Source organism: Pseudoalteromonas obscura (genome assembly GCF_030135505.1).
Classification (GTDB): Bacteria; Pseudomonadota; Gammaproteobacteria; order Enterobacterales; family Alteromonadaceae; genus Pseudoalteromonas; species Pseudoalteromonas obscura.
In genome coordinates, this window is sequence record NZ_JASJUT010000002.1 from 372,911 (window position 1) to 384,663 (window position 11,753).

The following is an 11,753-nucleotide window of genomic DNA, read 5'->3' on the forward strand; positions in this document are numbered from 1 at the left end:
GGAGTTAACACTATGAAACTGCATGATGATTTGCATAATTATTATGAGAAAGTTATGCTCGAACAAATTGTGGAGCGCAAGCTACACGAAAAGTACGACGAAAACGTAATGGCTGACTTTTGTTGTACCGTCCTCAATCAGTTACCAGCTCGCTACATCCGTTACGATGTCGATATGGAATTTTACCTACCACAATCTGAACGACAGCAAATGGAAGAACGGGTCGAGGTCGCCATTGAAGTTGCCATAGAGCAAGTATCTAAAAAGAGACAATTTAAAGAATGAATAAGCCCACCACGGTTGAACAAGCACCGCAACATGTAAAACTCGCCGTTGACTTAATTATGTTATTAGAACAAAACCAGGTTCCTCCCCAACAAGTGCTTGATGCACTCGAGATTGTAAAACAAGACTATCTAAAAAAAGCACACGCTGAAATAGAACAAAAAAACTAAACTTAACATTTAATATACAATTCGTCATAATCACTGCCTAGTATTTAGTTTCGAAGCATTTTTCTTCATGTCATGCTTAATGACATAAGTAATCTTTTAATCTCTAAAAACAAGGAATATTATGACTAACAAGATTGCATCTAGCGCATTCATTATAAGTTGTGCTGTATTCACCAACAGCACAATGGCAAACAACTTTGCAGCCTTAGATCCTGCATTACCGCCTAGCTATATTATCAATAACACCGAACCAGTATTTGATTTTGACACAGATGGCTGCTTGCCAAGTGCTGGCATTAGCCGAACTGGACAACAAAATTCAGGACTAAAAACATCTGGTGCTCTTGGCGGAAGTTGCCGTGATGGACAGTTTCTGTCGACTTCAAATACTGTACACAGGTATGCCTGCAAAGAAACTGATACAGGTCGATTTTGCGCGCATTTCTATGCACTATATTTTAAGAAAGACCAAGTCATTCCCTATTTAGGCGGCGGACACCGTCATGACTGGGAATATGCTGCCGTATGGACTCTTGATGGTATGGTCACTCATGGGAGTTATAGTGCACACGGTGACCTTTTCACCAAATCAAAAGATCAGCTACCTTTTGAAAACGGACACTTAAAAATCGTATATCACAAAGATGGGCTACTCACTCACGCATTGAGATTTGCAAAAAGTAATGAAATTGCCGAAAATGATTATGGTCGCTTTGTCACGCCTCCTATCATCAGTTGGTACCATATGCACGGTGACGGGCTAACTAACCAAGCACTGCGTGATAAACTCAATCAATATGACTATGGATCCGCCACCTTACCAGTAAAAGACAGTCGATTTTTGAATAACATTAATCGCTTTAAGCCCAGTCAATTCCCGACCTTTTCAGCACAAGATGTGTTGTCAGCACAATAATTAATTGAGGGTGCCCACTCCACCCTCACTCAACAACCCTTAAGCACTGTGCAACAAACACTGCCCTTCTAGCATTAATTTATATTGGGCGAAAAACCGGCTATCCGACTCGGATTCTAATGGGCAAATAAAATACGCAATATCATCCCTAAACGGCTGGTTTTTGACATGCAAACCATCCTCCCAATACAACACCGCATGTTTTATCAATTCTTCAAGGTACGTATGATCCCATTGGTAATGCACAAAGCCATGATGATCAGATAGATAGGGTGAGTATTCCGGTTTATATGACACACTGGTCACACCGTTTTTATGATCCGCAAATGCTTTTGCATCTTGCTCAGCGGTGTGCGGATTGACAAAGTAAGCGACATCTCGACGTGGCGGTACTGCTTGAGGCAAACCAAATTTATCTCTAACCGCAGAGCACTCTACGACAACCCAAGATACAAAATGCGCCCCTATTTGATGATCCCATTTCAAGGCAACAAACATGACGATACTCCTTTTAACTGTATTAAAACATCAAGTGCTAGGCTGTTTGTCCTTAAACTTTTTCCTTTGAAAAGCAGTTATCTCGCATTAACCTAATCCGCATCCCAATGCGTTCAGTCATGCATGAATACACCTCAAAAGGCCGTCCCTAAACTTATGACGCGATTCTAATTCAGCGTCCAAAACATATACAGATAAACTTTGAAATATGGCGATATTCTTAACCTACATCAATCTCAAGTCAGTTTATAAGCTGCATACATTTTAAGTATGAATTTTTTTATACACTACGAGTTTTCACTTCCTAAACACACATATTCAGTCCCACTAGGTATGACCTAAACTTCACCGATTTAGTAGTAAGCTCATAGTCTTCTTAAATTGCGTGTCAACGCAATACGTTTCAATCAATGAAAAATTGTTACAGCTTATTGCAAAATTGCAATCAAACGCGAGAAAAGTACCTTTTATCGTGTCATTTGTCAGCCGCTGATTTTTTGGTACTGGCAGTTTTTCCCTCAATCGTTACACTCCATCATGTACTGTTAAACTTGGATGTTGTGATGAATTTAACGCGCAGTTCCCTAAAAAACCCAGCCAGTGTGATAGTCATTCTGGCTTTAGTCATGGTGTTTGGATTGTTAAGTATATTTAAACTACCAATTCAACTTACACCAGATATCGAACAACCTCAAATCACCATTTTTTCTGGCTGGCGACAAGCTGCCCCTGAAGAAATAGAATCCGTCATTATTGAGCCGCTAGAAAACGCAGTAAAAAATACACCAGGAGCACTGGAAGTTGATACCGTAATCAATCGCGGAAACGGTTTTATTTCGCTCACTTTCGCCATTGGCACCGATATGCAACAGGCAATGTTGGATGTCTTAACTAACCTGAATCAAGCTCCTCCTCTGCCACTGGATGCATTAGATCCAGTTGTCTCGGCTGGCGGCGGCTTTGGTGGAGGCGGCGGAACTGCTGCAGCCACCTTGCTGGTTACACCGCTCGATGCTGGTGAACAAGGCTTAAGCTTTGATATGGCGCAATACCAAAAGCAAATAGACGAGATCATTGAACCTCGGCTATCGCAAATCCAAGGGGTATCTCGAGTTGATTTGGCCAGTGAACGAGACCGTGAATTACGAGTAACATTTGACCCACACAAGGCGGCAGCGCTGGGGATCAGTATCAATCAAATTCGGCAAACGCTACGTGCCTCCCAAGACACATCTTCGGGGCTCGCCAATGTTGGCCGTAGACAGTACACAGTGCGTTTTACAGGGCAATATGACTTACAAGATATGCTGCAAATGCGCGTCGGATACTCCAATGATCGACCCATTTATTTAGGCGATATTGCCACCGTGAAAGAGACTTTCTCTGATCGGCTTGGTATGAGTGGTAGGAATGGACAGCCCGCTTACTATATCCGTATTTCACGCGTTAACGACGCCAATACCGTTGCACTGTTAGATGATATTAACCTCGCCATCAAAGAACTCAACGCGGGCCCGCTAAGCGAAGCAGGTTTAAGTATTGAGCTCAGCTTTGATGCGTCTGTACATATTCGAAACGCCCTACTGCTAGTGAAAAGCAACTTAGGTTTAGGTGTTCTACTATCTTGCATCATTTTATGGCTGTTCTTTCGCGGTGTTAAAACAACGATGGTCATTGCCGCAACGATACCCGTGTCTTTAATGGTCGCATTTTTGGCGCTCAATATATTTGATCGCAGTATCAATGTTATCTCTTTAGCAGGACTCGCGTTCGCTGTAGGGTTAGTCCTCGACGCAGCTATCATAGTGCAAGAAAATATAGCTCGGCTAAAATCGGAAGGCTTCGAAAATGGCAAGGCGGCTCTAAAGGGAGCGACTCAGGTAGCCGGCGCGCTCTTTGCTTCGACAGCGACCAGCGTAGCCATCTTTTTACCTATTTTATTTATGGCCGGAATTGAAGGCCAACTGTTTTCTGATTTAGCCCTAACCCTTTCAATTGCCGTTATTGCATCCCTTGTCAGCGCATTAACCATCATTCCAATTGCCAATCGTTACATACCTGATAGAAAAGCAAAACAAGACCCCTATCAAGCATACTGGCATAAGCTCACTAATTTTATTATGAAGTTAACCAACTCACGCGCGAAACAAACAGGCTGGATAGTGGGTCTATTGGGATGTTCCATGCTAATCACATTTACCATGTTACCAAAAACAGACTTCATGCCCCAAGCACCTACAGATGGCTTCTTCTTTTCGCTCGTTACACCACCTGGCGGAAACATAAACTATATGGAAGAAGAATTGCTAAAACGCGTTAAAGCTCGCCTAATGCCCCATTACACTGGGGAAAAGCAGCCGGGCATAAAGGATTTCAATTTTTACTTATTTGGCACAAACGCTGGTGGGTTTATTTATTCCGCAGATCCTCAACGGGTTGAAGAGTTGATGAAAGTGACTCGCGAGGAAATACTTGTCGACCTGCCCGATACACAGGTGTTCCTATTCCGCGGTTCTATGATTCAAGTGTCCAATGGGGGAGATGGCCGTAATATTGATATCGAAATCACCGGTCCAAATATGGATGATCTTATCACTGGTGCTAAAACGGCTTTATCTGCGGTCAAGGAGGCCATTCCACAGGCAACCGCACAACCACAACCACGCTTAGATATGGCTGAGCCTGAATTGAGATTGCACCCCAATGATCGTCGAATCACGCAAGCCGGACTCTCTCGTCAAGACGTCTCTCAGGCCATACAAGCATTTACTGGCGGACTATTCATCAACGAATACTTTAACGGAAATGACCGCATGAACGTTATTTTACGCGCTTCGAGCTGGGACTCGCCAGAAGCCTTAAAATCACTCCCTATCGTCACCCCAGACGCTGGTATTCAGACAGTTGGAGAGTTGGCGCATGTCGAACGTACTGTTGGTCCTAGCCAGCTGCGTCGTGTCAATGGTCGTAGAACGGTTAGCGTGGTCGTAACGCCACCAGCAGACATGTCTTTGGAGCAAGCGCAACAAATTTTAAGCACACAGGTGATCCCTAAAGTCAAAGAAGTACTGCCAGAAACCGCTGGTGTGATTCTTTCCGGCAATGCGCAAAAAATGAACTCTGCAATTCAAGAGATGGCCATTAACTTTGTGCTGGCTCTGTTTATTTTATTTTTGTTGATGAGTGCGCTGTTTAAATCGGCTAAAGATAGCTTATTGGTGCTCATGGTTATGCCATTGGCAGCGGCCGGTGGCGTAATAGCACTCTATATTCTCAACTTATTCACTTTTCAATCGCTCGACTTGCTGACCATGATCGGCTTTATCATCTTGCTTGGTTTGGTCGTGAATAATGCCATTTTGTTGGTCGATCAGACTCGCATCGCAGAAGCGGCGGGTATGCCTAGGCAAAATGCAGTGCGTCAAGCTGTTCTGTTGCGAGCAAGGCCGGTCTACTTGAGTACGTTAACCAGTCTGTTTGGTATGTTGCCACTGACGTTAGTACCAGGTGTAGGAGCAGAGATTTACCGCGGTCTAGCCACAGTGATAGTCGGCGGAATGGCGATAAGCGCCCTGTTCACACTACTCCTCATGCCGAGCTTATTACAGCTAGGTAAAGGTAAATACTCTCGCCCAGAGCAAAATAGTGAACACAAACCCTCACTCAATCTAGTGTCAAACCAATAAGGAAGTAACAATGCGTAAAACACCTTTCACCGTTAAATTTTTCTCATTGGCCTTGGCATGCAGCACATTCATGTATAGCTCAATCAGTACCGCCGCACTGCCAATTGCCGTGGAGTCCGTTACGCAAGCGCCATTGACTAGCTCTTTGGCAGTCAACGGTACCCTATATGGCAAGCAAGATGTCGTATTGACAGCCGGATTAGCTGGCAGGCTGCTGTTTGTTGCAGAGCCCGGTCAGCAGGTAAACGAAGGAGAAGTGCTGGTCCGTATGGATACTCTCCCTCTCGAGCTAGAACGAGCACGCCAGCAAGAAATGTTAAACCGTGCCAAAGTGAACCTCAGGTTTCACAAGCAGGAACTTAGCCGATTGAAAAAATTGGCGAAAACCAACAGTGCAGCGGCAACACAAGTTGATAGTGTTCAGAACCAACACGATTTAGCTTTGTCTGATATCGCGCTGGCAGAAATTGAATTGCGCGTAATAGCAGATCAACTCACCAGAGCGACCATTCGTGCGCCATTTACAGGAGTCGTCAGCGAGCGTTTCAAGCGTGCAGGCAGAGAAGTGAGCCGCGCAAGTGAATTGCTCAACTTTGTTGATATCCATAATCTAGAAACCAGATTATATGTGCCAGTCAAATATCTACACTACTTAAAACCGGGTATCTCTTTACCCATACAAAGCGGTGATTTGGACAAGCCGACTATAAGCACAGCCACCATTACCAGCGTGATCCCAGCCACAGATCCTCGCTCTCAAACGGTGGAGGTGCGGGCTAAACTAATTGCAGACCAACATACCTTTGCGGTTGGGCAGTTGGTGGACGTCACGGTGCCGCTACAGTCGAAAAAACCAGTTATGCTAATTAATAGAGACGCTTTAATTATTCGCCAAACAGGGATCCATATAGTCAAAGTGTCACAAGATAATACCGTTCAGCAAATACCTGTCACCGTCGGAAAAGGCGAAGGTAAATTGGTCGAGATCATACCGTCAGATGATGAGCGCCAATTGCTTGTTGGTGATCGTATTGCGGTACGAGGCGCCGAGCGTCTAACCGATGGACAAGAGGTTGAGGTACAAGCTAGCAATTAAACAATCAAATACTAGCCCAATGAGTCTGCTTATGGATGAGTATGACTCATTTTTATATTGTTTATTATCAATAATTTAATATAATTTAACCAACAAAACCTCGATATTTCAGCAAGTTTAATTAGCACTTTTTAGCAACCTCAAACAAGCTACTCCTTGTCCCCAACAACGGAGTAATTACACATGCTGATAAATAAAATTCTAATAAAAACTCAAGCGTGCTTATTGGTAGCCGGCACAGTTGGTATCTGTGCAACCGCCAATGCCAAATCACCTCAAATCATGTTTGATGACTTTAGTTACAGCCAGTTTTCTGACGCAGAAAAAAATGGTTGGCAAATTAGAGATGAAGTCGGTCATCCTGGTATTAAAAATGCGACTTGGTGGCGAGAGGGTGTCACATTTCATCCCGACCCCATCAACCATAACAATACGGTGATGCGCATCACTGCAAAAACCGATGGCTCAGCTCAAAATACTCGCCATACCCAAGTGTGTCACAGCCGCAAATTCAAAGAAGGCACCTACGCTGCACGTGTTTATTTTAACGATGCACCACAATATGGCCCGGACGGTGACGCAGTAATACAAACATTTTATGCCATCAGCCCGCTCAAAGCGCCAATGGACAAAAACTACAGTGAAATGGATTTCGAATATTTACCTAATGGTGGTTGGGGTACGGAGCGGCTCGCACTCTTTGCCACTTCTTGGGAAACTTTTCAGCTGACGCCGTGGACCAAAGTCAACGCATACGATTATCACATTGAGTCTCTGCAAGGTTGGAATACCCTTGTGCTCCAAGTTGCTGACAATACCCTTAAGTACTATGTAAACGGCTATCTATTTGCCCAACACGGTGCTGATGTCTACCCAGAGGTTCCTATGTCAATCAACTTTAATCAGTGGTTTGACCCAAATAAGCTGGTCCAGTCTACCGAAATGCGCCAATATTATCAGGATGTAGATTGGGTCTATTTCGTCAAAAATGAAGTCGTAGAACCTACCGCTGTTGTCAAAGCCGTTGAGCAATTAAGAAAGAGCAATGTAGCTCAACGAGACACAGTTCCTGACTGGAAGCCAAAACAACCTGACTACTGTAGTCTCTAATTCACTGTATGAATAGGCACTTGTGCGAACCATGCCTGCACCCGCGCGATAAGGTGAGGGTTATCTGCAAGGTGTGCGATATCAAGGGCCTGTTGTGCCAAAGTACTAGCTCGTGTTTTATCCCCTAAATCACGGTGCATATCCGCCTGAGCAAGTAACACCCAAATTTGATTTGGGTGAGCGTTGCTTTCGTCAGCGACCTGCTTTGCTCTGGCAAAATAGTGCTTAGCTTCACTGATCTCCTGTTGCGCAATAGCGATTTTTGCCAACTCAATTAAGGCAGCTGTTTGTCCATATTGGCCATGAAAACTCTGATGATACTCAAGCGCAGCCAATAGCCAACGAGTCGCCTCGCTATAATGGCCTTGTAATCGCTTGATTTTTCCCAACTCTTCGTAAGAGTAGGCAATAAAAAGCTTGTCTTGGCTCGATTGTGCAAGCCCTTTCGCATTAGCAATATATCGCTCTGCCATATCTAACTCTTGCTCCCTGTCTTCACCTGTGGGCCAATGGATAAGCAGGTACCCAATCATCAAATTTGCCCGCAAGTGTTCTTTTTGGCCCATCGATAGGTCTTCCAGAGCTAAACTCCCTTGCAACAAAGCAATTGCCTGCTCTAATTGATACGTATTAGCTAAACTTCCTGCCAAATACCGCCTTGCTGCTAGCATGTTTGGCTCTTCAATTAATGCCCCACGAAACAGCGTGATAGCCGCATCAAAATTACGTTGCAAGTAAGCATTTACTCCTTTGGCAAAAGCTTGGTTGCTAAAGGCACTGTAGTAGCTTTGGTCACTCATTCTCTCACGTTGACCAAACCTTTGTGCCAATACAGAAATAAGCTGATTGAATGCATCATCGACACTTTGCGAGAGAATCACCCCTTGCTCGGGGCCTTGTTGTGCGTGCAACGTGTAGTGTAATTGCAGATCTTGAGGGTAACCTGTCAGCCTTGTTTGCACTATCAATTGAGCGTCTAGTTTTTGTTGAAGTTTAAAGACAAATTGTGCGATAGATCGTCGCTCTTTTATCTTTCGCTGCTGGAGGTGCTCTATCGCGAGTAGCACATTATCCGTATTGCTCACGGGCAAATCGGTTTGTTTTGCAAGTGCATGCGTTAATTGATCCATCCCTTTAATAGGTACCCACTCATGCAGCTTATCTGGCATATGATTTTCGACAGGCAAAAAGGCTATGGTTGGCAATTGGGCGGTATTTTTTTTAACGAACACAATGTAGCTCAGCCCCAGTAGCAGGGTAACAGCCAAAAAGCCTAGTGCCAGAAATCTAGCTTCAAAGTAGCGTTTTGGTTGACCCGCCTTTTGCACCAACTCTATATCTGCTACCCAGCGGTAACCTTTTTTCGGAAAGGTTTTTATCGTATTTGCCCCGAGCAAATCCCGGATCTCTTTGATAGATTGTACAAGTACTTGATCTTGTACAACTAGGTCACGCCATATTTGCTCAAGTAGCTCTTGCTTGGTCACAACTCGGTCTGAGTTTTCAACTAATAAGGTTAAAACTTGCAATGTCTTAGCACGTATATCAATGGGTTTTTGCTGTGTGTCCAATGTACAAACAACAACACCACGGACAAGATCGACTTCCTTGTTATCAACTTTAAAGCGCATCACTCACACCATTAAATAGGTTTCACAGCTGTGAATTATAACCATATGTTTTACATATAGTTTGCCTCAATGCCTTACTCCACTCAAGCTCCATAAGATAATCTTCAGAGGCAATTTAATTGATATACTTCAAGGTACTTATAAAAACCACCTGTCTTTCACTTCAAACCCACAAATTTAACCTTTGTGCTACATTTAATTGAATTCGTTCAAATGCACCATAAACAGCCGTGCCAAGGTGCCTTTACGAACTTGTACAAATACCAGCAAGGTTTGATGTATATCGCAGATTTAATGATCTGCTTTTGCAGCACAGTCGCAGTAGTCGTTTTATAGGAGTAGTCGTCTGCCAGAGTAGACTTAACCATTGAGGCTAAGGAAAAACTATGACACATTTCACATTTGGCAAAGAGATAACGGATAAACCCCTCCCTTCTAAAGTAAAAGTCGCCATTGTCGGCGCAGGTATGTCAGGACTATATAGCGCATGGCGTTTACAGCAAGAAGCACAATGCCAAGATCTCGCAATCTTTGAACGGTCAAACAGAACCGGTGGCCGTTTAGATTCAGATCTAATCAAATTTAACAACCTACGTTCAAACGAACCTAAAACCATCACAGTAAAAGAAGAGCAAGGTGGCATGCGCTTTTTGTTTGATGGCATGGACGACTTAATGGCACTCTTTTTAAAGCTTAATTTGCAAAACGACATTGTGCCCTTTCCAATGAACAGTGGCGGAAATAATCGTTTATTTTTCCGAGGAGAGAGCTTTAGCGTATCGGATGCACAGCAGGATAATTATGCTATTTGGTCACATTTATACAATTTGGACCAGTCTGAGCAAGGTGTTAACCCGAAAGACATCGTGAATGTCGTATTTAACCGAATTTTAGAAGCAAACCCTCAATTTCAACAACGCCCAGAAGTACGAGGCCCAGAATTTTGGCAAGCATTTAGACTCGAATGCCAGTGGCAAGGGCAAAGCCTCAATGAGTGGACATTGTGGGATCTATACACGGATATGGGGTACTCACAAGAGTGCATCAACATGCTGTATCGGGTGCTTGGCTTTAACGGTACTTTTCTGTCACAAATGAACGCAGGTGTTGCTTATCAATTATTGGAAGACTTTCCAGCCAATGTGCAGTTTAAAACCTTTAAAGATGGGTTTAGTACGCTGCCCAATACACTGGTTGAAGAGGTCGGCACCGACAATATCCACCTGCAAACCAACATCGATGAGATAGATTACGCTGAAGAGTCAGGGCTTTATACCTTACATTACACGCATAAAGACGAACACGGCCGAATTCATCAAGGCGCTGTGCAAGCAGAAAAGGTTATTCTAGGTTTGCCCAGACTTGCGCTGGAAAAGCTATTTGTTCGCTCAAATGCGTTCAATCAACTGGATAAAGCACGTTCAGAGCAACTTTGGAATACCTTACAAACGGCCAGCAATCAGCCTCTTTTGAAGATTAACCTCTATTATGACTCTGCTTGGTGGGGTCGCGGCACGACTGGCAGACCCGCAGTTGAGTTTGGTCCAAACTTTGCCGACTTACCAACCGGATCAGTATACCCTTTTTATGCAGTCAATGATGAGTTGGCCGCAGCGCTTATGTATCAAGAACGCACTACAACCCCATCCAAAGACATAGAGGCAAAACTAGATCGAATTGGCAATGATAAGTACGAACGTCCAGCAGCTTTAACAATATACTGCGATTACTTAAATATTAACTTTTGGAGTAACTTACAAAATATTGGTGAAACCTATCATCACCCAGACCAAGCACATTACATTCAAGAAGTACCCGATGATATTTACCCGGCCTCAACCGCCGTTGTCGCACAAGCAACCAAATTTTTTAAAGAAATTTTCAACACGCATTATGTTCCTGCGCCCATTTTAACAAGTGCGCGCATTTGGGAAGGCAGTACTAAGTTTGATATCCCAGCGAGCCGCCAATTTGGTTATGGTGTACACCAATGGGCTGTGGGCGCCAATGATAAAGAGGTTATGGCAACGCTCAGTGAACCCCTACCTAACCTTTATACCTGTGGTGAAGCATTCTCTGATTACCAAGGATGGGTTGAAGGTGCATTACGCTCTACAGACTTGGCACTAGAAAAAGGTTTTGGCTTAAAACCTTTCAGCCAAGTGTACTTTGAGGCGACGAATATTCACGCATCTGATGCCATCAAGGCTATCTATGAAGAAAACTCCAGCAAACTTATCAACCAGTACATTGAATCTAACTTCTCTGCCAGTGCTGCTCCCATAGATCGCAACCAAAACTTTGAAAGTGTCATTGGGGTCGATCTCAGCTACTTCGATACCAAGTAAGCGAACACACTAA

At 43.9% G+C, this 11,753-nt stretch carries 9 protein-coding genes; 7 read left to right on the forward strand and 2 right to left on the reverse strand.

The genetic code is table 11. The features are described from left to right. The first annotated feature begins 12 nt into the window (after positions 1-12). The 3 genes from QNM18_RS05785 to QNM18_RS05795 all read left to right on the forward strand — a co-directional run bounded on the left by QNM18_RS05785 (position 13) and on the right by QNM18_RS05795 (position 1,371). A complete protein-coding gene (locus tag QNM18_RS05785; protein ID WP_023397007.1) occupies positions 13-285 on the forward strand; it encodes a late competence development ComFB family protein in 273 nt (90 codons plus the stop codon). Continuing rightward, on the forward strand, positions 282-455 hold the full coding sequence (locus tag QNM18_RS05790) for a YbaM family protein (protein ID WP_211009704.1): 174 nt from the start codon (positions 282-284) through the stop codon (positions 453-455). The genes QNM18_RS05785 and QNM18_RS05790 overlap by 4 nt, the downstream gene beginning before the upstream one ends. 121 nt (positions 456-576) lie before the next feature. Beyond that, complete coding sequence (locus tag QNM18_RS05795; protein ID WP_284136633.1) at positions 577-1,371, forward strand: NPP1 family protein; 795 nt, start codon at positions 577-579, stop codon at positions 1,369-1,371. Between the two features lie 39 nt (positions 1,372-1,410). Here the strand turns inward: QNM18_RS05795 and QNM18_RS05800 are convergent, their stop codons facing one another. Then, positions 1,411-1,869 (reverse strand): hypothetical protein, encoded by a 459-nt coding sequence (locus QNM18_RS05800; protein WP_211009706.1) that lies wholly within the window; start codon positions 1,867-1,869, stop codon positions 1,411-1,413. Between the two features lie 563 nt (positions 1,870-2,432). Between QNM18_RS05800 and QNM18_RS05805 the strand changes: the two genes are divergently transcribed. The 3 genes from QNM18_RS05805 to QNM18_RS05815 all read left to right on the forward strand — a co-directional run bounded on the left by QNM18_RS05805 (position 2,433) and on the right by QNM18_RS05815 (position 7,761). Further along, a complete protein-coding gene (locus QNM18_RS05805) occupies positions 2,433-5,555 on the forward strand; it encodes an efflux RND transporter permease subunit (protein ID WP_284136634.1) in 3,123 nt (1,040 codons plus the stop codon). A gap of 10 nt (positions 5,556-5,565) precedes the next feature. Beyond that, the gene (locus QNM18_RS05810) at positions 5,566-6,651 is read left to right on the forward strand and encodes an efflux RND transporter periplasmic adaptor subunit (protein WP_284136635.1); all 1,086 of its coding nucleotides are present in this window, start codon (positions 5,566-5,568) and stop codon (positions 6,649-6,651) included. Between the two features lie 183 nt (positions 6,652-6,834). Then, positions 6,835-7,761, forward strand: coding sequence for a glycoside hydrolase family 16 protein (locus tag QNM18_RS05815; RefSeq protein WP_284136636.1), 927 nt, complete (start codon positions 6,835-6,837; stop codon positions 7,759-7,761). Here the strand turns inward: QNM18_RS05815 and QNM18_RS05820 are convergent. Next, on the reverse strand, positions 7,758-9,392 hold the full coding sequence (locus QNM18_RS05820) for a winged helix-turn-helix domain-containing protein (RefSeq protein WP_284136637.1): 1,635 nt from the start codon (positions 9,390-9,392) through the stop codon (positions 7,758-7,760). The genes QNM18_RS05815 and QNM18_RS05820 overlap by 4 nt on opposite strands. 386 nt (positions 9,393-9,778) lie before the next feature. Between QNM18_RS05820 and QNM18_RS05825 the strand changes: the two genes are divergently transcribed. Beyond that, the gene (locus tag QNM18_RS05825; protein WP_211009710.1) at positions 9,779-11,740 is read left to right on the forward strand and encodes an FAD-dependent L-amino acid oxidase; all 1,962 of its coding nucleotides are present in this window, start codon (positions 9,779-9,781) and stop codon (positions 11,738-11,740) included. The last annotated feature ends 13 nt before the right edge of the window (positions 11,741-11,753 follow it).

Excerpts from the sequence above, each read along its gene's own strand:
- QNM18_RS05785 (WP_023397007.1), top strand. The coding sequence starts at position 13 with ATGAAACTGCATGATGATTTGCATAATTATTATGAGAAAGTTATGCTC.
- QNM18_RS05790 (WP_211009704.1), top strand. The coding sequence starts at position 282 with ATGAATAAGCCCACCACGGTTGAACAAGCACCGCAACATGTAAAACTC.
- QNM18_RS05795 (WP_284136633.1), top strand. The coding sequence starts at position 577 with ATGACTAACAAGATTGCATCTAGCGCATTCATTATAAGTTGTGCTGTA.
- QNM18_RS05800 (WP_211009706.1), bottom strand. The coding sequence starts at position 1,869 with ATGTTTGTTGCCTTGAAATGGGATCATCAAATAGGGGCGCATTTTGTA.
- QNM18_RS05805 (WP_284136634.1), top strand. The coding sequence starts at position 2,433 with ATGAATTTAACGCGCAGTTCCCTAAAAAACCCAGCCAGTGTGATAGTC.
- QNM18_RS05810 (WP_284136635.1), top strand. The coding sequence starts at position 5,566 with ATGCGTAAAACACCTTTCACCGTTAAATTTTTCTCATTGGCCTTGGCA.
- QNM18_RS05815 (WP_284136636.1), top strand. The coding sequence starts at position 6,835 with ATGCTGATAAATAAAATTCTAATAAAAACTCAAGCGTGCTTATTGGTA.
- QNM18_RS05820 (WP_284136637.1), bottom strand. The coding sequence starts at position 9,392 with ATGCGCTTTAAAGTTGATAACAAGGAAGTCGATCTTGTCCGTGGTGTT.
- QNM18_RS05825 (WP_211009710.1), top strand. The coding sequence starts at position 9,779 with ATGACACATTTCACATTTGGCAAAGAGATAACGGATAAACCCCTCCCT.